At 45.2% G+C, this 20174-nt stretch carries 17 protein-coding genes; 9 read left to right on the plus strand and 8 right to left on the minus strand.

Annotated features, from left to right (window positions below):
* Positions 1 to 549 precede the first annotated feature (549 nt).
* Positions 550 to 1269, minus strand: a complete 720-nt coding sequence (locus AAE02nite_RS21345; RefSeq protein ID WP_146902913.1) for a DUF4397 domain-containing protein — start codon at positions 1267 to 1269, stop codon at positions 550 to 552.
* A gap of 452 nt (positions 1270 to 1721) precedes the next feature.
* Here AAE02nite_RS21345 and AAE02nite_RS21350 point away from each other — a divergent pair, with 452 nt between their 5' ends.
* From AAE02nite_RS21350 to AAE02nite_RS21365, 3 genes are all read left to right on the plus strand, one after another.
* A complete protein-coding gene (locus AAE02nite_RS21350) occupies positions 1722 to 2636 on the plus strand; it encodes a cation diffusion facilitator family transporter (RefSeq protein WP_146902916.1) in 915 nt (304 codons plus the stop codon).
* A gap of 250 nt (positions 2637 to 2886) precedes the next feature.
* Entirely contained in the window at positions 2887 to 3948 is a 1062-nt protein-coding gene (locus AAE02nite_RS21355; RefSeq protein ID WP_146902920.1) for a hypothetical protein, read from the plus strand.
* An 837-nt stretch (positions 3949 to 4785) separates the two neighbouring features.
* Positions 4786 to 7047 (plus strand): helix-turn-helix domain-containing protein, encoded by a 2262-nt coding sequence (locus AAE02nite_RS21365; RefSeq protein ID WP_146902924.1) that lies wholly within the window; start codon positions 4786 to 4788, stop codon positions 7045 to 7047.
* On the opposite strand, the gene AAE02nite_RS21370 is transcribed toward AAE02nite_RS21365, so the two are convergent.
* Positions 7004 to 7387, minus strand: a complete 384-nt coding sequence (locus AAE02nite_RS21370) for a hypothetical protein (RefSeq protein ID WP_146902927.1) — start codon at positions 7385 to 7387, stop codon at positions 7004 to 7006. The two genes, AAE02nite_RS21365 and AAE02nite_RS21370, sit on opposite strands and share 44 nt — an antisense overlap.
* A gap of 306 nt (positions 7388 to 7693) precedes the next feature.
* On the opposite strand from AAE02nite_RS21370, the gene AAE02nite_RS21375 reads away from it, so the two are divergent.
* Both AAE02nite_RS21375 and AAE02nite_RS21380 read left to right on the plus strand, forming a co-directional pair.
* Entirely contained in the window at positions 7694 to 8194 is a 501-nt protein-coding gene (locus AAE02nite_RS21375; protein ID WP_146902929.1) for an MOSC domain-containing protein, read from the plus strand.
* A gap of 419 nt (positions 8195 to 8613) precedes the next feature.
* Positions 8614 to 9636: a rod shape-determining protein gene (locus AAE02nite_RS21380; protein ID WP_146902931.1), complete on the plus strand. Its 1023-nt coding sequence runs from the start codon at positions 8614 to 8616 to the stop codon at positions 9634 to 9636.
* 221 nt (positions 9637 to 9857) lie between these two features.
* On the opposite strand, the gene AAE02nite_RS21385 is transcribed toward AAE02nite_RS21380, so the two are convergent.
* Positions 9858 to 10532, minus strand: coding sequence for an MCP four helix bundle domain-containing protein (locus AAE02nite_RS21385; protein ID WP_146902934.1), 675 nt, complete (start codon positions 10530 to 10532; stop codon positions 9858 to 9860).
* 259 nt (positions 10533 to 10791) lie between these two features.
* On the opposite strand from AAE02nite_RS21385, the gene AAE02nite_RS21390 reads away from it, so the two are divergent.
* Positions 10792 to 11886, plus strand: a complete 1095-nt coding sequence (locus AAE02nite_RS21390) for an AI-2E family transporter (protein WP_146902936.1) — start codon at positions 10792 to 10794, stop codon at positions 11884 to 11886.
* Complete coding sequence (locus AAE02nite_RS26410; protein ID WP_170252662.1) at positions 11870 to 12013, plus strand: hypothetical protein; 144 nt, start codon at positions 11870 to 11872, stop codon at positions 12011 to 12013. The genes AAE02nite_RS21390 and AAE02nite_RS26410 overlap by 17 nt, the downstream gene beginning before the upstream one ends.
* A gap of 33 nt (positions 12014 to 12046) precedes the next feature.
* Here AAE02nite_RS26410 and AAE02nite_RS21395 read toward each other — a convergent pair whose 3' ends face one another.
* Complete coding sequence (locus tag AAE02nite_RS21395) at positions 12047 to 12916, minus strand: glycerophosphodiester phosphodiesterase (protein ID WP_146902938.1); 870 nt, start codon at positions 12914 to 12916, stop codon at positions 12047 to 12049.
* Entirely contained in the window at positions 12906 to 13472 is a 567-nt protein-coding gene (locus tag AAE02nite_RS21400; protein WP_146902940.1) for a hypothetical protein, read from the minus strand. Before AAE02nite_RS21400 ends, AAE02nite_RS21395 begins: the two co-directional genes overlap by 11 nt.
* 589 nt (positions 13473 to 14061) lie before the next feature.
* Here AAE02nite_RS21400 and AAE02nite_RS21405 point away from each other — a divergent pair.
* Positions 14062 to 14514, plus strand: a complete 453-nt coding sequence (locus AAE02nite_RS21405; RefSeq protein WP_146902942.1) for a hypothetical protein — start codon at positions 14062 to 14064, stop codon at positions 14512 to 14514.
* Positions 14515 to 14916: 402 nt separating this feature from the next.
* A complete protein-coding gene (locus AAE02nite_RS21410) occupies positions 14917 to 15939 on the plus strand; it encodes a Gfo/Idh/MocA family protein (protein ID WP_146902944.1) in 1023 nt (340 codons plus the stop codon).
* A 50-nt stretch (positions 15940 to 15989) separates the two neighbouring features.
* Here the strand turns inward: AAE02nite_RS21410 and AAE02nite_RS21415 are convergent, their stop codons facing one another.
* From AAE02nite_RS21415 to AAE02nite_RS21425, 3 genes are all read right to left on the minus strand, one after another.
* Complete coding sequence (locus AAE02nite_RS21415) at positions 15990 to 16877, minus strand: S1 family peptidase (RefSeq protein WP_146902948.1); 888 nt, start codon at positions 16875 to 16877, stop codon at positions 15990 to 15992.
* A gap of 173 nt (positions 16878 to 17050) precedes the next feature.
* Positions 17051 to 17548 (minus strand): DinB family protein, encoded by a 498-nt coding sequence (locus AAE02nite_RS21420; RefSeq protein WP_146902951.1) that lies wholly within the window; start codon positions 17546 to 17548, stop codon positions 17051 to 17053.
* 302 nt (positions 17549 to 17850) lie between these two features.
* Positions 17851 to 20130 carry a TonB-dependent receptor gene (locus tag AAE02nite_RS21425; RefSeq protein WP_146902954.1) on the minus strand — a complete coding sequence of 760 codons (2280 nt, stop codon included), beginning with the start codon at positions 20128 to 20130 and terminating at the stop codon, positions 17851 to 17853.
* Positions 20131 to 20174: the final 44 nt, after the last annotated feature.

A 20174-nucleotide genomic window follows, 5' to 3' on the forward strand; every position in this document is an offset into this window, starting at 1 on the left:
CAGGTGCTAACTGGTAGTAAAAACCTAAGAAGCCTCCTGGCCGGCGGGCCCCGTTTGGTCATTCGGGCTGCTCATCTTTCCTTTCCTCCTGCGTCGGAATGCTGCGCACCGGAAAGCCAGAAGAGCATCTTCCAAAAGGCCATCATCGCCCAAACTGATGTAGTCTGCGCTTAGCCGCTGCTTTTGCTTATTTTACCTGTTGTTAATATTACCCCTTCTTGCTTCGGTATCCACGAACAGTCCCCCTTTGGAGGGGGTAGGGGGAGGATTAACAACAGCATATAAATATCAACCAGCAACAATATCCTAAATCATACCACCCTTGCCACTCCTTATCCAAGGAGGAGATCCAAGAGCCAGCGATTATCCGGCATGATTAGCCAAAGCAGGTGCAGCACTAATTATTTTATTATATAATTAGCGGGGTTGATAAGCTTGGGCTCTGCCGAACTCCTTCCCTAATTTAGGGAAGTTGCCCGCAGGGCGGAAGGGTTAAACTCATTCAGAAGAAAAGTTTGCTGCACAGGCGAAAGCCACCGAAATAATTGCCTAATAATTGGTAACAACCTGACCGCTTAAAATATTGGTGTTTCCGGTAGGTGGTGTCTGAAAGCCTCTCAAAAGCAAAGAATAAGATTTACCGGCGGTTAAAGCCACATCCGAAAGGGTTAGTAAAACCTCATTCGTGCCCGTTCTTTTTATTTGAATGGTTTGATTGCCCGTTGCCACATCTTTAAACAAAGTATGCTCTTTAAAATTTAAATTTGTAGTAATAGAAGTGCCGGTGGTACCGGTAGTAGCCACATCTACAGCCGGTGCATCCGGCGACAAATGAATAATGCGCATACCAGCCTTACCAGCGGCTGGCGTCATAACGGTATCGCTTACCACCAGCACCTCCATATCCTGCAGCCGGTTTACCGCAAATACCGAATAAAGCTTATTTTCTTTAAAGGTTAAAGTAGTATCTACATAAGAATTGGCGGCATTTACCGGTGTAAATTTAAACTTTCGGCTTCCGGTAGAAAAACGCAGGTAATCAGAGTAATTATTGTATTTAAAAGGCTGTGAATTTAACCGTTGGTTATCTACTAAAATATCGAACTCCGGGGCATCCGGTGCGCCGTGATATAAAGTTACATAAGCAACCGGCGTGGGTTCCGGCGCCTCGCCCTCCTTATCTAAACAAGAGGTTAAAGAAAAAGAAAATAGGCTTAATAAAATCAGACTGGTTTTGTTGATGAATTGGTTACTAAAAAAGCTTTTCATGAAAGGTGATAATTTGGTGATACATAATTTTTGTCCTTACCCATTAAACAGATGACCTTAGCTCTGCTTTACCTGGTACGAACACCAAAATGACCCGCTCGTTGTAAGATAGGTTGCAAGTGCCTGGCCCGTAAACAATAAATTTACCTTATCAGGCTAGTTTACAGGAATTTAAAACAGCAGTTTTTTCACCGACAAAAGGCTTTTAACAACGGGCAACGGTTTTAAAGAAAAAGTTTAGGGTAGGTCTTAGAATTAGGACGTTCCGGTTTACGCAAGAATATGATTTGCTTAAAATGGTGCCTACATCATCACCAACCGGGAGATTGGTTTTCTGCACACGCGTAGGGTGCTTTCGCTAATGCGGCACCTAATTGCAGCCTAATATAAGCACCCGCCTCAACCAATAGGTTAAAAAAGCAGTAATAACGAACTGTTTATTTACCCCAACGATGGCAGCGTCTAAAATTCCATTATACAGTGCTCTAGTGGCTAACCTAGCCATTGCCATTACCAAATTTATTGCTGCCGGCGCAACGGGTAGTTCGGCCATGATTTCCGAGGGTATTCACTCCTTAGTAGATACCACCAACGAAATATTGCTCTTATATGGCATTCACCGGAGTAAAAAGCCCGCCGATGCCCAACGTCCTTTTGGCTACAGCAAAGAATTATACTTCTGGGCATTTATCGTTTCAATCTTAATATTTGGCATCGGCGGAGGCATTTCCTTTTACGAAGGTGTCACGCATTTGCAGCATCCGTCTATTATTGAAGACCCGCATTGGAATTACCTGGTGCTGGGCATTGCTTTTGTACTCGATGGCTTTTCGTTTTTTACCGCCCAGCGCGAATTTACCCGCCAGCGGGCCGGTACACCGTTCTGGGCGGCCGTCCGGAAAAGCAAAGACCCATCTACCTTTGTGGTGTTGTTTGAAGACGCCGCTGACCTGCTTGGCCTTATTATAGCTTTTCTGGGGATATTTCTGGGCCATTATTACCAGAACCCTTATTTCGATGGCATTGCTTCGATGCTGATTGGTGTTATACTGGCTGCAATCGCAACCTTATTGCTGGTAGAAAGCCGGAGTTTGCTCATGGGCGAAACCGCCGAACCAGAAATATTGCAGCAGGCGGTGCAACTGGCGAGCAATAACCCGGCGGTTGCAAAAGTTGGACTGCCGCTCTCGATGTACATGGGGCCGGAAGATATTATTTTGGCTATTCCCATAACCTTCCGGGATGAGGTAACGGGCCGGGAAATTACCGAAACCATTGCCCACATCCGGCAAACCATTCAACAACAAATTCCGCCGGTTAAACAAATATTTATTAATCCTACCAGCCCGACGGCTATAGATAATTAAGTGGCAAGCCAATTATGTACATTTTTAAATTAAGTCTTTTATCTTCTTACAAACAGGATTCGTTTCGTAAAAGATAGAGAAGTGATATCTTGGTTGTAGGTCTAATTATTTTAACATCGCCAATCAGGAGATTGGCTTTCCAAAAAATGCGAAGAGCGCTTCGCTAACTCTACACATAACAGAAGAGAACTAATTAGTTTGAGTAAAAGCGTTATATTAAGATTTATAAACAATCAATAAAAAACAACAATTGAAAAAAGGTAGTTATTATTTTGTCATACAATTTCCTATACCATGGCCAGTAACCAAGAATTGTGTAATAATCAAAAGTCCTGTAGATTCTACAGAATTAATAATTTCTACCACCCCAAAGGGAAATTTAGAAGTATTAATCAATGAAAATACTGAAGATGAGATTAGGTTTAGTAGTCAGCCAATAATTTTTCAAAATTATTTTGTCATTCTTACAGTATTTTGGTCAGATAATAAAATCTCTCTTAGAATTAATGAAACTTACATAGGTCCTGTAGAATTGGTCACACCTGTTTTGGTGGAAGGTTTCAATAATGGCAGACAGGAAAACTTTCCTACGGATATAGGCTTGGTTTCATGGTTAGATGCAAAAGCTATTGACCAATGCCGAGTATGGATGGAATGGAGAATTCTAGAATACGGAAATCCTATTGCACAACCAGGCCCTAATCGAAGGTTAAAAAGCGTTCAAGAACAAACAGAAGAACTCTCCAAGGTTCTTGAACCCCTCAAATATTTTTTGCAACAACTTAAGACAGGCAATAATGTATTTTTGACAAGTCTTTTGCCGATTTTACGTTCCTTACTTTTTTGGCCGGATAGAAAAAGTAAAAATTACAAACCATTACTTCTTAGGATAGGGGCGCTAAAAAAATTACCCCTACCTGTTTATGCCCTTCATACAACTAAGAATTACGATAGGCCTGATTTCTTAAATATTGGGTATATCGAATATAAAAATAATATTCCAAGTATATATAAAAGTGTTAGAACTCCACAATTAATGGATTTTCAAGAATGGCTTCATACAGAATTAATTTTTAAACCTCAGGAACCTATCGTTTTAGGAAAAAATCCATTTAGAGTAAAAGATTTAATTTTTGAGGCAGCCAACACTATTGGAACTGCTCATTATGATCCAGACATTCCAATTCCAATTGATTATTTAAAGAACAGTTTCATCAATGAAAGAGAATTCTTCACTGAATTTATAATTAATATATCCTCTATAACTTTAGCTCTATCTAAATACGTTTTAGATTACAATAATGATAGCTAACCATAAATTATATTAATAGAATCCTTTTGCATTCTTAGTTGATATTTTCTCTTAGCTAGCTAGCTAGCTAGTGCTTATCCAAAATAGATTTTAGAAATAGATGAAGACTGAAAAATCAAAATAGCGCTTCTAACCTAAAATTCTTAATCTTTAATTTCAAATTTTTAATTTGGTGAAGCACTAGTTAAATGCCACCTGATGCTCTCGCTGGCGCGAGCGTGTGCCCCTCCGCTCAAACCAAATTAATTTCTAAAATACCTTTACTACCGGCATAATTAATAGCACTGCTATATTGCCAATGTTCGGGGGTCCGTTACAGACACAGCTTCTACTGGATTGTTATGGATGTAATATATTTTCTGGTCTATTACGGCCGCACTTCAAAGTTCTATGGGTTTATTGTGTTGCTGCCAAAAATGCCGGTTCTGAATATTACTATTCTTTAAACCAGCCCGTTCCATCATCCAAAGTAGCCACTCTCTGCGGCTTTCCTGAATATTTCCGGCTATAGCTGCTTGCAACTTCTTTGAAGTAAAAGTTTTCAGACAAACACATCGAGCTAATAAACCACTGCAAAACTGACAAAGTCCAAACCTTCTTTATTGTAAAACTTATACTTCCGGCTCATAAATACTTTTGTAATTTAAGTTTTAGGTACGAGCGACAAGCTCGCACCAGCGTAGATAAATAAGAAATAATTATATGTAGCTCGTTAAATATTTAAATATGGCAATATTTGATTCAGGAACGAGCTTTGCGAACCATGCGTAGAGATATAGCAGAAATTTACGTATTTAGTTGAAACTAATTTGGGCTTAGTTAGCCAGAGAACAAACCATGACCATCACCTCCACCGAAAAAGATATTGCCACTTTAGCCGCGCGTTTCGTAAACAACACGCATCGGCATGTATTCCTGACGGGAAAAGCCGGAACGGGTAAAACCACTTTCCTGCGCTATATCACCAGCCACACGCACAAGCAAGCCGTAATTGCGGCACCTACGGGCGTGGCGGCCATAAATGCCGGGGGCGTAACGTTGCACTCGCTTTTTCAATTACCTTTTGGTGCTTACGTACCCGATACCAAATTACCAGCCGGGCTGAACCAAAATATAAATACCCGCGAGTCGCTTATCCGGGGTTTACAAATTAGGGGCAATAAACGGCGGTTGCTGCAGGAACTGGAACTGCTGATTATTGACGAGGTGAGTATGCTCCGGGCCGATTTGCTGGATGCCATTAACACAGTATTGCAGGTGGTACGGCGACAAGGCAATGTACCGTTTGGCGGGGTACAGGTTCTTTTTATCGGCGATTTATTGCAGTTACCACCCGTGGTAAAAGACCAGGAATGGCAGGTGCTGCAAAGGTATTACAACAGCCCGTATTTCTTCGATGCCCAGTGTTTGCAAGGGCCGCACAAACCGCTCTACATCGAGCTCGACAAAGTATACCGGCAGTCCGACGATAAATTTATCCGGTTGCTGAACAACCTGCGGCATAACCAGTTACTGCCCCAGGATGCTGAACTGCTGAACCGCCACTACCAACCCGGTTTCCGGCCCGCTCCCGACGACCCTTATATCTTGCTTACCACCCACAACCACAAAGCCGATACGGTTAACCGCGAGGCGCTGCAGAAACTACCCGGTAAATCGTATTTCTTCGAGGCCGACATTGACAAAGACTATCCGGAACATATGTTTCCGCTGGAGGCCACGATGGAACTGAAAGCCGGCGCCCAGGTAATGTTTATCAAAAACGACCCCACCGGCGAAAAGCGTTTTTACAACGGCAGAATCGGGAAAGTAGCCGAAATAAACGACAATGGGTTCCAGGTGGAATTCCCGGACGATATGGTTAAGGTAAAGGTAGAAAAGTACGAGTGGCAGAATATTCGCTATCGCTTTAACGAAACCACGAACGAAGTGGAAGAAGAAGTGTTGGGTACCTTTAGGCAATATCCGGTGCGGCTGGCCTGGGCCATTACGGTGCACAAAAGCCAGGGGCTCACGTTCCGGAAAGCTGTTCTGGATTTAGGCGGGGCTTTTGCGCCCGGCCAGGTGTACGTAGCGCTCTCGCGGCTGGTATCGCTCAACGGGTTGGTGCTCAGTTCGCCGGTGCCGGCCGTGTTGCCGAACCAGGATCAGGCCATTACGGGTTTTGCCGGCAGCGCCGGTCAGGAGCCGCTGGAAGACGTATTGGCCACTGAGTCGCAGACTTACCTGAAAAATTCTTTACAAGGGTGCTTCGATTTTGGCCCTTGTGCCGGGCACCTGCGGCTACACCTGGCCAATTACACCAAAGACGAACAACGCTCGACCCGGCAAAAACATTTACTCTGGGCGCAGGAACTGGAAGCAGCTTTTCGGAAGGAAAAGGAAGTAGCCGATAAATTTGGGCAGCAACTGGCCGGGCTGGTAGCCCAACAGCCGCTGAACCTGGACCAACTGGAAACCCGGATCCGGGCCGCTACCGACTATTTCCGGCCCCGCCTGAAAGAACTCAGCCGCAGCGTACTAACCCAGGCCGGAAAAGTAGCCGAGGAGAAGAAAACAAAACAATACCAGGCCGAACTCCGGGAACTGGAATCGCACTTGTTTCGGGTACAGCAGCAACTGGAAAAAGCTGCGGCCTTGCTTACCTCTTTCCGCGAAGGCAAGGAATTTACCAAGCAGGCCCTGCCACCAACCGAAGAACGACAGCAATTGTTAGCGGAAAATAATCTACCCCCAAAGTCCAGAAGTCGGGCGCAACGCGCAACCGAACCCAAAGCACCCGGCGAAAAGAAAGAGAAAGGTCAGACCCAGGAAGAGAGTTATAAACTTTACCGGGAAGGAAAAAGCATTGAAGAAATTGCGGCTTTACGAGGTTTGGCGCACACCACCATCGAAGGCCACCTGGCCCGCTACGTCCAATCCGGAGCTATTCCGGTAGAGCAGTTCCTCGATCCGGTGAAACTGGAGCAAATCCTTACGGTAGCCCGCACCATCGATACGGACCAGCTATCGCCGATAAAGCAATTATTAGGCGATGAATTTTCTTATACCGATATCAGGTTTGCGGTCGCTTTTGCAAAGGGTTTAAAAAGTAAATAAGGAAAAATTGCCAGGCCTGGGCCCGGCTAAAACCAGCCAGGCCGGTAATTTCAGTTTTATTATTCTGTTGGGCACTTTCCTTTTCCCGCTCCAGGTAAGATTCGTTCCGGGCCAGAAAAAACCACTTTTTAAATCTTAAATCGCAACTGCCATCCAGCATGTAACAGAATGTTTTTCCGTTCCATTTCGAGAGTACGGCGCGTTCCGGCTTTAAAGAACGGTCGCGCACCCAAATCACATCGCCGTGCCGGAAATCGCGCATGCTTATCGCTAATTCTCTTCTTAAGTAAAACAATACCAGCAAGGCAATCAGAAAGATTTCGACCAATAATATTAGCATATTACTATATAATAAAAAGGATAAAACCTTGTATTTTTACTCAAATAAGAAAGAATATTCTTAAATACCAAATATAATATTCAGCATAAAACTACCGTTAAGTCTGGCATTGTACCTTTTACGCAAACCAAAACAAAGGTTGCCCAGACCATAAAAGCACCGGAAAGTAGCCTATTTATATTTCCTGATTTTTCTGGCTGTTATAGCTATTTACCGGCTTTTATTTTGTTTAATCAGCTTTTGTTAGCCAATTTAAAACATTAAGTTATCTAAGCTTGTATTCTTTAAAATGTTTAAAATTGTAGCATGGCATTTTTTTCTTCTGAAGGGTCGGTGTTGGGTAAGCTCATGGATACCATGCCCCAAACGGGTCACATCACCTGGATTGGTATCCGGCCGGAACGCCGCCAGTTGCCCTTACCGTTAACGGCTGTGGAGGCCATTACCGACCGCCACCTGGCCGGCGACCATTACACGGGCAAACCCGGCAGCAAACGGCAGGTTACCCTTATACAGGCCGAACATCTGGCCGCCGTAGCCGCCATCCTGAACATGCCCAACCTAGATCCCGGCTTAATCCGGCGCAACCTGGTAGTAGCCGGTTTAAATTTATTGGCTCTGAAAGACCGGCAGTTTTGGGTAGGCGAAGTTTTACTCCTTTATACCGGCCCTTGCCACCCCTGCTCGCGCATGGAAGAAAACCTGGGTCCCGGCGGTTATAATGCCATGCGGGGACACGGCGGCATTACAGCCCGCATTCTGCAAGGCGGCCAGATTAAAATAGGCGATACCGTACGGTTGGCATAAAACGGCGAATATTGTTACTAAACTTATTTTAAACCTGACATTTATTTCGTGCCTTACTGTTATTTATAATCAGGTTGAAAAGCCTTTAAATATTATTTATGGCTATTTCGTAGTGAACCGGAATATAAAAACAAGCGAACAGCTAACCTTTTGAGGCAAAAGCTTAAATATTTCGGGCATCAGGATAAATAAATTATATTTGCACTCACTGAAAGCAAGCTGGTATACAACAAGGGTGGCAGAAATATTTTCGTGGTGGATGCATAGTTATATTCCTCTGAATCAAATATCTGAACAATTGCCGCCGCCTGCATCCGGCTGCTGCTGAAGCACAAACGCTTATTATCATATACTATTCTCTCGCCGAACAGAGTTAGTACTGATAAGAAAATATCAATTACCGGTATAAAAAGTTTTGCATGGGTCTTTTCAATTTTTTAACGCACGATATAGCCATTGATCTGGGTACTGCTAATATTTTAATTATTTACCGCGATGAAGTAGTAGTAGACGAACCGGCTATTGTGGCGTTTGACCGTACCACCAACAAAGTGCTGGCCATTGGGCATAAAGCCATGCGCATGGAAGGAAAAACACACGAAAATATCCGGACGGTGCGGCCTTTAACCGATGGCGTTATTGCCGATTTTAATGCGGCTGAGCACATGATCCGGGGCATGATAAAAATGGTAAACATGAACCGGGGCTGGTTTTCGCCCTCTTTGCGCATGGTGGTGTGTATTCCGGCCGGTATTACCGAAGTAGAAAAAAGAGCCATCCGCGATTCCGCCGAAATTGCCGGGGCCAAAGAAGTTTACCTGATACATGAACCCATGGCCGCAGCCATTGGCATTGGCATTGACGTGGAAGAACCTACCGGCAACATGATTATTGATATTGGCGGCGGCACCACCGAAATTGCCGTAATTGCCATGAGCGGCATTGTCTGCGACCAGTCTATCCGGATTGCGGGCCAAACCTTCGACTCCGAGATAATGCAGTTTATGCGGCAGCAGCACAACCTCATGATTGGCATTCGCACCGCCGAAATGATTAAAATTTCGGTTGGTTCAGCATTAAGCGAACTGCCGGAACCACCCGATGATATTGCAGTATTAGGCCGCGACCTGATGTCGGGCATTCCGAAAGAGATTAAAATAACTTACTCCGAAATTGCCGAATGCCTGGATAAATCGATTGCTAAAATTGAAGAAGCCGTGATGAAAGCGCTGGAAATTACACCACCTGAACTATCATCGGATATTTACCAGAACGGCATGTACCTGACCGGCGGCGGCGCTTTGCTGCGGGGCCTGGATCGGCGCATCTCCCTCCGCACCAAGCTTCCGGTACATATTGCCCCTGATCCTTTACGCGCCGTAGCCCGAGGCACCGGCGTCGCCCTGAAAAATGTAAACCGGTTTAATTTTTTAATGCGGTAACTCCCGTTCCACTACTGTAAGCTCTATTTGAAGCCTTTCCAAAACCACCTTCTGACAAAACCTCTTCTCCCGGGCTTGTCCCCTGACAAGCCCACACAATATGATTTAATGTATTACTAACCAGAACCAGCAAACTTATCCCCTTATAATATTAGCCTGCGAAGAGGCTTTCTTTGCAATAGCAATCACTTACCACTTATTACTTAAACTTTCCACTTACTTTAATTCAGGTGGAATTTTTGGAATTTCTTGGGGATTAAACTGCGGGAGCTAAGCAGCAGGGCGTATACCACTATCATAATTACCACTACTACTGCCGTTTGCAGGTTACTAACCAGGTAAGCGCCACTGGAAATATTTTTAGATCCGTTGAGCAATTCTTTTCCCACACTCGTTTGAATACTGCTTAACTGCACCAAATCCTGGTGTATCGCATAGAACAAGGGCTCCATTTTTTTATCATAAGTATTCAAAGCCGATGTTGCTGCATTCGCTAAATGTTGTTCTTCTAACTGGTTGTACTGGCGCACACTAGTCTTAAAATGATGCAGGCTGGCACTTTCTTCGTCTACCAGGTAAGATGTTTCGTAAGCCAGAATTATGGAGTCAATCTGCGTGTTAAGGCCGGCCAATTGCTTTTTTACCGCCCCATAATCCTGCTGCGCGGGGTTTACCAGGTACTTCTCTAATAAAAGCCGCTTTTTGTACATAATATCGTTGGCATGAAAAAGCTCAGCCGCCGGTATCAGCCGGTCCTTATAAATAGACGTTACCGATTGGTTAATATCCGTAAAAAACTTTTTCTCTAAAAAATTACTACCCAAGATAGTAACAACCACTGCCAGTAATAATAAAGCGGTTTTGGATTTCTGTTGTATGCTATATATCCACTTCATAGTAAATCGCTGTAATAAAATAATTTATAATTTAAGACTTTTTTCTCTTAAAACCTCGAATTTGCGGTAATAATTCATGTACGCTGTAGCATTTACCAATCTATGCAGTGGTATCCATCGGAAAGCAAACTACCGGCCTTGCACCACCTGAAGCAGTTAATAAAGCTTTCATGATGAACGATTTACTATAATATTTAGCTTTGGATAACCAAAAAAGATACAATTAGTACACCCCAATAAACGCTTAACCTACACCAAAATGGCAAGGCCTACTACTCTGCAGAAATTTAACCGGGTTATGCTGGCCTTTTTGTTATTCTTTACTCTTTTACATCTGGGCGCTCCTTTTCTGAAGCCGCTGGCCATTGGCGGTTTATTTGCCATGTTACTGGTGCCGGTGAGCCGAAAACTCGAAAAATGGGGCCTTAAGCGGTTATGGGCAGCCATCATCAGTGTGGTTGCCATTGTAATTGTGCTGGTTATTCTACTCATTTTACTTATTCACCAGATTGGTAATCTCACCTCCGATCTCCCGGAACTGGGCAAAACCCTGGCCGATAAGCTGGAACAAGTGCATGCCTTTATCATAGAAAAGTTTAACCTGACGAATCAGCAGCAACTGGAATACATCCGGCAGGAACTGAAAATATCGGTGGAGCTGATAGCCTCTTATCTAAAAACCATTCTGCGGTTCTCGGGTACCATCCTGATAAAGTTTATTCTGGTTATGATCCTGACGGCCGTGTTTCTGTTTTACCGGACCAAGCTCAAAAATTTTGTTTTTATGCTATTTGGGGCTTACCAGCACCACGATCCGTATCTGATTGTGGCGGCGGAAGGTACCAGCCACCCCAGCGCCATTATTAATGATATTGCCCAGGTCGCCAATTCTTATATAGCCGGCGTTTTTCTGGTTACGCTCATATTATCGGTGGTGAATACGATTGGACTGATGGTTATTGGTTTAGAACATGCCTTGTTTTTCGGCCTGCTGGCCGGCATCTTAAATATTATCCCGTATGTGGGTTCGGTAGGCGGTAGCCTGATACCGGTAATTTACGCTTTACTTACCCGCGACTCCTGGTCTACGCCACTCATTATCGGGGTTTTCTTTCTGGTAGTACAACTAAGCGAAAGTTATTTTTTAACGCCCAATATTACTGGTGCCAAGGTGCGGCTGAACCCAATGGCTATTATTATCGGTTTGCTGCTGGGAGGGTTTATCTGGGGCGTAGCCGGCATGATCCTGGTTATTCCGTATCTGGGCATTGCCAAAGTTATTTTCGACCATGTAAATAAACTGCGGCCCTACGGTTACCTGCTGGGCAAAGACGAAAATGGAAACGGCACTTAAATATTCAGATGCAGACGCTAAAAGTAAAAACCAACATCGTAAATATCTAACCGAACAAAATGTTGTAATTTACCCTGCTCCTGCCGAAGCCACGCCTGAAATGAAGGTAACAAACCAGCATTTCTAATTCATAATTTCTAATTTTTAATTTAAAGGAGCCCTAATCCTGTAATATATTTATTAAAAGCGGAATATTATCGGTTTGGATGGCATCGGGGTTTTTCCGGATGGTGTTTACCAAGCCACTGCGCGATTTAATACCAAATAAAGTTACAAATAATCCCCGGCGGTGAGCTTCCTGCACTTGCGCGGCGGTAATCTCATTGTTAAAAACGGTAATACCCTTAATGCCCAAACGTGCCGCCTCCGGAATATCGGCGGCCGGATTCCGGGTGTAGAACGACAACCACAGGCGACTATCGCGGGCGTATAAAGCTTGCAGCAACGGCACCGAACTGCTCTCCACATGTGTCCAGGCGTAAGCATTATATTTATTAACCAGCGTGGCTACAGCCTCCGCAAAATCAGCCGGGTGGGGCGTTTGGGCGGGGTTGCAGGTATTCAGCAACTTGCAATCGATAAAAATAAGCGGCTTTTGGGGGTAGGCGGCAAATTTTTGCAGCACTGTTTCCAGCGTAATAATGGGTTCCTGCTCTTTTATCCTATTGCTCACATCCCGGTTATAGCGGCACTTTAATACTTCGTCCGCAGTCAGGCCCGAAATACAATCCGAGCAGTTGGTTTGGGTTTGCAGAAATTCGTCGTGGTATAAAACCAGTTTTTTATCGGAGGTGAGTTGCACGTCCAGTTCTACCCCGTCGGCGTGCAGACGCGCTACTGCGCTATTTATAGAAGCCAGGCTATTGGCCGGCAGTGGGTTAAAGTACGACTGAAAACCACTACCGCCGTGCCCGATTACCAGTATTTTCCCGTTGTTCAGGTTCTGGATGCTAGCTGGTTCTACTTGCTCGCAGCCGGCTAGTATCACCACAATCAGGGCTAGTAACAAGCTTAGCCTTCTAATCTTCATTCTTAAAATAATAAGCAAGCCCCAATTTTACCAGCATATTCAAACCCTGCACCTGCAAATTATCGTCGCGGAACCGACTGGCAACCGACTCGTGGTAGAGACCCACGTTAATGGCATTAAATACCGACAACCGGGTAGATAAGCCGTATTGCAACCCATAACCCAGGCTTACTTCCTGGGTAGTATTACGCTTGCCACGGCAATCACCGGTAGGGCAGTAAGGTCGCTGAAAAGAATTCTGGTAATCGAGATTGGCAAAACCCTGTAAACGCCGACTGGCGGAAAATGAGGTGTAATAATAGAATGCCGCCGCGCCTCCCCAGGGGCCGGAAGCCAGGCGGTAGCTATCGGTTAGGAGAAACCGCGGCCCCAACAAGAGCGCCAGGTTATTCCATTTAACGCCCAATCCGGCCGAAACGCTCAGGCCGGTATAAGATAAACTGGTACTAACCGAGCTGCCCAACTGAAGTTTGGTTGGTGCCTGGGCCCAGGCCTTTGTTTGTTTGGCCGATATTCCCAACAGACAGACTAATAAAAAAAAGCGGATTGTCTTCATGAATATTTCAGGATTGACGAAGGTAAGCCGGTAAGCGCCATTTCCGGCGTCAGGTATATTTTTCCAGTACAGGCTTCTACAGCGTTGCTTAAAGTCTTCGTGCCTCTTGTCTAATCTGCCGCAAAGGTAAAAGATTAAATCAAGAATTTAACCCGGCGGCACTACGGCAACCCAGGTTAATCAGCGTTCCAATTGCCCAGGTTGGCAACCCGCAGGCCGGAATTATGACACTTAATTGCTGTTAAAGCTGCCGGCGCTACTTTTCTACCAGGAACTTAGCGTGAATGGCAGTTTCATAAACCCGATTTAACTGCATTTCTTGCAAAATATAAGCTAAATACAATTTGTATTTTTAAATATATTCAATTTCACCATTTTTTTACCCCAAATCATCTACCGCCTAATAATAAAATTAGAAAATATACGGTGAAAACGATGTTCAATTCAGGAGCATGTAATTAAAGACGTCAATTTTATTATTTTATTAAACAATTTCGATTTATTTTAAATTATATTCAAATAACTGGCCTAATATTTGACCACTACGTAATAAACAACCTATATTTGTAACGAAAATAAATTTAACATTATGAAAAAAGTTATTTACACCGCCTTATTGATGACAGGGTTATCGATAGGCACATTTGCCAAAACCGTTAACGACGAAGGAAAAGAAGCTAAAAACAATGCTCCCGCTAAAGTTAAATATTCGAGCGAGCTTGCCGATGCCGAAAACGTGGTATGGTCTTCCTCTCCAAGATTTAAGAAAGCTACTTTTGTGAAAGACGGCGTTCAGACAACTGCTTTTTACAACCGCTTGAATGAGTATGTAGCAACTACCCAATTGGTAGAGATTACCACCTTATCGCCGGCCGCTATCAAAGCCTTAATTAAAAATTATCCGGGATACCAAATGGGCGAAATCATCAAATACACTGGTACTGACGAAGCTTATTTTGTAAACCTGAGAAACGACAAAGAAAACTTCCTCGTAAAAATCTCTTCTGATTCAACTATCGGTTATTTTAAAGATTTGAAATAACCAGCTAGTATGAACAGAAAAGCCAGAAAAATGCCTGAATCCTTACCAACTCGAAACTGGTAAGGATTTTTTTTATTTCATCTTTTCGCTCCTTATCGCATTCAATTTCACCCTTCACTCTCAATTGCCTTCCTCATTCGGCAATTCTTATCTCTTTATAGTAAATCATTTTGTGCTTATTCTTTAAAAGACTACATCTTTTAATGTAAAGACGCTAACCGTTAGTTCCTGTCTAAGTTTGTTCAAGGCCGCAGACTCCGTTTGATCACTTGGGCTGCTCATCTACCTGCCTACAGCAATATTAAAATACCCTGCCTGGCGGGGTTGTAACTAAGCGTTCTTTATTCCGTTTTCAGAAACGCTGTGCCTGGCTCCCCTGCTGGTAACTACAAGAAGAAAACTATGGAAAACAAAAAACTGGGCTGGGCCATTGTAGGCTTAGGAAAATTCGCCACCGAACAATTAATACCGGCTTTTAAAGATTGTAAATATTCTGAACTGGTGGCTTTGGTAAGCGGCTCGCCGGAGAAAGCTGCCCAAGTTGCCGCCGAATACGGCCTGAACACCCCGAATATTTACAACTACCAGAACTACGATACTTTAAAAGATAACCCCGCGGTAGATGTTATTTACATTGTACTGCCCAACAGCCTGCACGCCGAATTTACGGTGAGAGGAACCCAGGCGGGCAAGCATATTATGTGCGAAAAGCCCATGGCTACCAATGTAGCAGATTGCCAGAAAATGATAGAGGCCTGCCAACAAGCCGGCAAACAGCTCATGATTGGGTACCGCGCACAGTACGAAACCTACAACCTGAAATGCATAGAATTAATCCGGGAAGGTAAAATTGGCGATTTAAAACTGATTACCTCTGACCACGGCCGCCCCTTAAAACCCGACAAGCCGGAAGATAAGTGGCGCGCTGATAAAAAGCTGGCCGGCGGCGGCTCGCTTATGGATATTGGCATTTACAGTTTGCAGGCTTGCCGCTATTTAACCGGCGAAGAACCCGTAGAAGTTTCAGCGATGATGCATAACACACCCGGCGACCCGCGTTTTAAAGAAGTAGAAGAAAATATTACGTTCAGTTTACGCTTTCCGGGCGGTGTATTGGCCAATTGCAGTTCCAGCTACAGCTTTTTCGAAACCAAACGCTTTCAGGCTTTCGGCTCTGCCGGCAATATTACCCTCGACCCCGCCACCGATTACAACGAGCATTACCTTACGCTTAAAACCGAAGAAGGAACCGAAGAAATAAAACTAAAAGGCAACAACCATTTTGCCGCCGAAATCGATCATTTCTCCGAATGCATCCTGGAAAACAAAACTCCTAAAACCCCCGGCAAAGAAGGCTTGCGGGATGTAAAACTGATGATGGCGATTTACGAAGCCGCCGAAAAAGGCCAGCCTGTCAAGGTATAAGAACTAATTTTATATTTGCGCTCCTGATAAAACCGGTGTCGTCGGGAATATTAATCGGCCTCGCTGAAGCTAATCTGGTGCTGGGTTAAAAATTCTTTAATTTTATCTACGTGTACGCATAAGCCCACGTGCAGGAAAGGGTAGTTAGATACTTTGGTCTTTTTGCCCTCGTTTATTATTTCTCTTTCCTTTATATCAAAACCCAGGTGCAAATGATTGGTGGCGAACTGCATGCCGTAAATTCTGCCCTCCGTATCGAATAGTGGGCCGCCACTCTGGCCTTTCAGGCCTGGGGTACTCATCTCAATACCGGTAATGCCCTGGTTGGGGTCGCCCAAAAAACGGGTAATAATACCGTCAATCGGGAAGGTGGGCGAAGTCTGGTGGCCGGTAGAGGTCCATTCTATATCATCGGTGGCGGGGTTGTGTTGGAAATTATTAAACTCCGGAAACGGGTAGCCCACCCGGCACAAATATTTCCCTTGCTTTATACGGCTGCTGTCTTTTACAAACGTGGCGTGCGAATTATAGAGCACCTGGTTAAAGCCTTTAAACTCCAGAATAGCCAAATCTAACGTGGGATGCACGTGGCAAACAATCTGTTCGAGCTTATCGAAGCAGTTTAAAAAGTTATGTTTTAGCTGCACAGTCATTTCTTTGCCGTACTTATACCGGAGCTCCAGCCCCTGCAGATATTTATTAAACTTACCATCGCGCGCCAGCCTATCGCGCTCAGCTTTAAATTTTACATAGGTTGCATTTATGTTCTCGGCGGCCGGTATCATATCGGCTACATGCTTACACGTAATAGCAACGCCCTGGTCGTTCACAAAAAAGAAAGTAGCCGTGCCGGGCAAAACCAATCCGCCGTAGGTTCTGGCAATGGAATGCAGTGGGCGGGTAAACTGGCTCATTTTTTCTAAAGCAACTTCGAACATAGTGCAGAATTTCCGGAATGAGTATTCAATAAAGGTAGCTATAAAAGTATTACAGGGGAAAGAAATTCCAGAACCCAATCTTGCATAGCTAATCTGGTTATTTAGGCCGGTCCTTTTCGGGCTCAGGATAGAAAGAAAAAGGCTGCCTTTAATGAGGGCAGCCTTTTATAATTTTAAAAATTCATTTCATCGGCACTTGGTCCGTAACTGCCCGGTATGGGTATATTCAGCAACCGCAGGTACACGCCTAATTGGGCCCGGTGGTGAATAATCTGGCTAAAAGCCATCCGGATTACTTCGGCTTTGGAAGTAGTACTGTAAATTTCGTCGCCGTTGCGGAGCGTCCAGGGTTGCTCCAATGGTTCTTCGGTAGCCTGGGCCAAAGAAGCTTTACCGTCGGCCAAAGACTGCTCAAAGTAGGCCAGTAACTCATCGGTGTTGTTAATATTTACGGGTTGGTAGGGGTTATTCGCAAAATCCAGCTCATCGGTGGTAAGCGCCATGGTTACCCACGAAGGTAATTCGGCAATGTGGGTCGCCAGCCGTTTAATGGTCATGCTTTTGGGGTGCGGCTGCCAATCGTATTTGTCGTTGGGTACGAGCGCTAACATTTTGCGGGTGGTTTGAGCTTCCTGCTCCAGCTCTTTCGAGAACATTTTAATTACATCCATAGTTTTTATTGCTTTTATGAAGCAAAGAAAGCCACTTCTACTGACAACCCTATGGCAGTATCTTTCCGGTAAAGTAAAAAATATTATTATTTATTTCCGGAGTGGGGTTAATAATAACTACACCGCAGCATAAACAAGTGATGCCGCTGGATGAAAAGGAAAGGTTAAAGTGCATGTTCTCTCCCGCTTCCAACCCTATCCCAGATGATTCCCCAACCTGTAAGATTATAGATGATAATACCAGTACCCTCTTAATAATCAGGACGCGCAATAATTGCTAAAAAGCACTTAGCTTTGTGAATCTATCTTGCCCAAAACAAATATTTTACCTGCAACCCAGTGTAATAATTACGGCCCGGCGCAGCCTGAAAATACCGGTTACCAAAACCATTCAAATCATTGCCGAGGCTATAGGTTTCATCCAGGACATTGTCTACGCCGCCGTAAATTTCGGTTTGCCAGTGCTGACTTAATTTTCTTTTAAAACCGGCGCGGGCACCCAGCAACACAAATTCATCGGCGTAAACCGTATTGGCATCGTTCAGCGGCAGGCGCGAGGTGTAGTTACCTGTAATATTCAGGTAAAAGCCCAGGCGGCTTTCGGCATCCAGGCCGGCCGTAAGCACGTGCGGCGGTGTACCGGTCAGTTCATTGCCGGAGTAATCCTGATCGTCGCGTTGGTAATCCTGGAAACGGAAGTGGCTGTAGGCGTAGGTGCTCCAGGCTTTTAACAGCGAAACGGGCAGCGTGGGCGCCTGAATAATATTATACGAAACGGCTGCTTCTACGCCCTTCTGGTCCGTAGCGCCGGCATTGTTAAACACCACTACGCCCGTAGAAGTAGCGCGGCTCACAATGGTTTCGTTTAGCTGGAACTGGAAACCGGTTAAGTCAAACGTAAACTTCTCGTTAAATAAATTTCCGCGTAGGCCTACCTCGTAGTTAACCCCTTGTTCGGGATTTAAACTGGTATTGAAGCTGGCATCCGAGGGCCGGATTTCGGCATCGGTGGGCGGCGAAAAGCCGGAACTAATGCTGCCGTGCGCGGCGAGCTGCGGCGAAAATACTTTTACCAAACCTACCCGCGGCGAGAACTGCGGATCAAACTGACGGCGGTTCTCCATAATATTAGTTTGTCCCGGGCCGGTAACCCGGTCCAGCCGGTACTGCATATCGTTCAGGCTGGCTCCCAAGGTAAAAATAAAGTTCTTCGGTAAATCGGCTTCGGCCTGGGCAAAAACAAAACCCTGCTCCAGCGTAACCTCGTCGTCGAAATTCAACTTACCCGATATGCCTTTAATATTTTGGTAGTGGCGGGAGTTTACAAAGCTGCGCTGCCACTCGCCGCCCAGCATAAAGCGGGTACCTACCCCACCAATAACTGCTTTGTAAGTAGTTTTGGTACGGCCGCCAAAAGCCTGGTTGGTGTTGCGTTCGTAGTCGTTCGTAAAAGGGTGGTTCAGGAAACTAAACACCCCAAAAACCGAAGTACTGTTGCTCACCTGCGGACTAAAATCGTATTTGTGATTCAGGCCAATATTTACCCCGTTTAGGTTCAGCGAGGCATTCTGATCGATGTTAAGTTGGCGGGCCTGCCGCGGATTTGCGGCGTACTGTTCGCGGGTAAGCGCGCCGGGCAACTCGTAATACAAATCAGAATAATACCCGTGGAAAGAAAAAGTTTGCTTATCGGAAGGATACAACTGGCCGGAGATTAACAACACATCGCGGTCCATGGCGCTTTGCTGGCGGTAGCCTTCCAGTTGTTGTTTAGTGTACCGCACCAGGAAACTGGCTTTATCGGAGCCGGTGGCTACTGTGGCATTGTAGCGGCGCAAGCCAAACGAACCTACCATGGCGCCTACTTCGGTACTGGTTTCGCCGGCTGGTGCCCGTAGTGTTTCCAGTAACACGGTGCCGCCGGTGCCGGCCCCGTAGGTGCTGCCGGCCGGTCCTTTAATTACTTCCATGCGGCCAATGGTAGCGGCATCTAATAAATTCAGCGGAATAGTACCGTTGGCTTCTACCAGCGGAATTTCGTTCAGGTATAATTTTACATTGCGTACCCCGAAAGGAGCCCGCAAACTGCTGCCCCTTATTGAGAGCCGGTAACTGGCGGTGGCCCGTTCTTCCATGCGTACCCCCGGCACCATATTTAAGGCCGGCACCAGCGTAGTCGTATTAAAACGGTTGATATCGCGGGCCTGGAGCACGCCAATAGCCCCGGCCGTTTCCATCAGGGGGCGGTTGGTTTCGTAACCGGTTACTTTAACTTCGGCCAGGAGCGCGTTGGTGGTTTGCAGCAATATGGTAATATCCCGTTCGGTTCGGGGTAATTTTACACTGCGCATCTGGTAGCCAATCATCGAAACAACCAGGCTGTCGGTTTCGGAAGGAACAGTGAGCGTGAAACGGCCACCTTCGTCGGTAATAGTACCCGCACCGGTATTTAGTATGCCGACCGAAGCACCTACCAATGGCTGCCGCAACTGGCTATCTAAAACCCTGCCTGCTACCTGGCGCTGCGCCCAGGCATTAAACCCAATACTACACAAAACAAAAAGCAGGAAAATCTTTCTCATAAAACAAAAGCAAAATTATTTGAGCAGACGAGTATCCGACAATT

The organism is Adhaeribacter aerolatus, from assembly GCF_007991635.1.
In the GTDB taxonomy this organism is placed as follows: Bacteria; Bacteroidota; Bacteroidia; order Cytophagales; family Hymenobacteraceae; genus Adhaeribacter; species Adhaeribacter aerolatus.

Coding starts and splice junctions, on each gene's coding strand:
- AAE02nite_RS21345 (WP_146902913.1), bottom strand. CDS start 1,269: ATGAAAAGCTTTTTTAGTAACCAATTCATCAACAAAACCAGTCTGATT.
- AAE02nite_RS21350 (WP_146902916.1), top strand. CDS start 1,722: ATGGCAGCGTCTAAAATTCCATTATACAGTGCTCTAGTGGCTAACCTA.
- AAE02nite_RS21365 (WP_146902924.1), top strand. CDS start 4,786: ATGACCATCACCTCCACCGAAAAAGATATTGCCACTTTAGCCGCGCGT.
- AAE02nite_RS21370 (WP_146902927.1), bottom strand. CDS start 7,387: ATGCTAATATTATTGGTCGAAATCTTTCTGATTGCCTTGCTGGTATTG.
- AAE02nite_RS21375 (WP_146902929.1), top strand. CDS start 7,694: ATGGCATTTTTTTCTTCTGAAGGGTCGGTGTTGGGTAAGCTCATGGAT.
- AAE02nite_RS21380 (WP_146902931.1), top strand. CDS start 8,614: ATGGGTCTTTTCAATTTTTTAACGCACGATATAGCCATTGATCTGGGT.
- AAE02nite_RS21385 (WP_146902934.1), bottom strand. CDS start 10,532: ATGAAGTGGATATATAGCATACAACAGAAATCCAAAACCGCTTTATTA.
- AAE02nite_RS21390 (WP_146902936.1), top strand. CDS start 10,792: ATGGCAAGGCCTACTACTCTGCAGAAATTTAACCGGGTTATGCTGGCC.
- AAE02nite_RS26410 (WP_170252662.1), top strand. CDS start 11,870: ATGGAAACGGCACTTAAATATTCAGATGCAGACGCTAAAAGTAAAAAC.
- AAE02nite_RS21395 (WP_146902938.1), bottom strand. CDS start 12,916: ATGAAGATTAGAAGGCTAAGCTTGTTACTAGCCCTGATTGTGGTGATA.
- AAE02nite_RS21400 (WP_146902940.1), bottom strand. CDS start 13,472: ATGAAGACAATCCGCTTTTTTTTATTAGTCTGTCTGTTGGGAATATCG.
- AAE02nite_RS21405 (WP_146902942.1), top strand. CDS start 14,062: ATGAAAAAAGTTATTTACACCGCCTTATTGATGACAGGGTTATCGATA.
- AAE02nite_RS21410 (WP_146902944.1), top strand. CDS start 14,917: ATGGAAAACAAAAAACTGGGCTGGGCCATTGTAGGCTTAGGAAAATTC.
- AAE02nite_RS21415 (WP_146902948.1), bottom strand. CDS start 16,877: ATGTTCGAAGTTGCTTTAGAAAAAATGAGCCAGTTTACCCGCCCACTG.
- AAE02nite_RS21420 (WP_146902951.1), bottom strand. CDS start 17,548: ATGGATGTAATTAAAATGTTCTCGAAAGAGCTGGAGCAGGAAGCTCAA.
- AAE02nite_RS21425 (WP_146902954.1), bottom strand. CDS start 20,130: ATGAGAAAGATTTTCCTGCTTTTTGTTTTGTGTAGTATTGGGTTTAAT.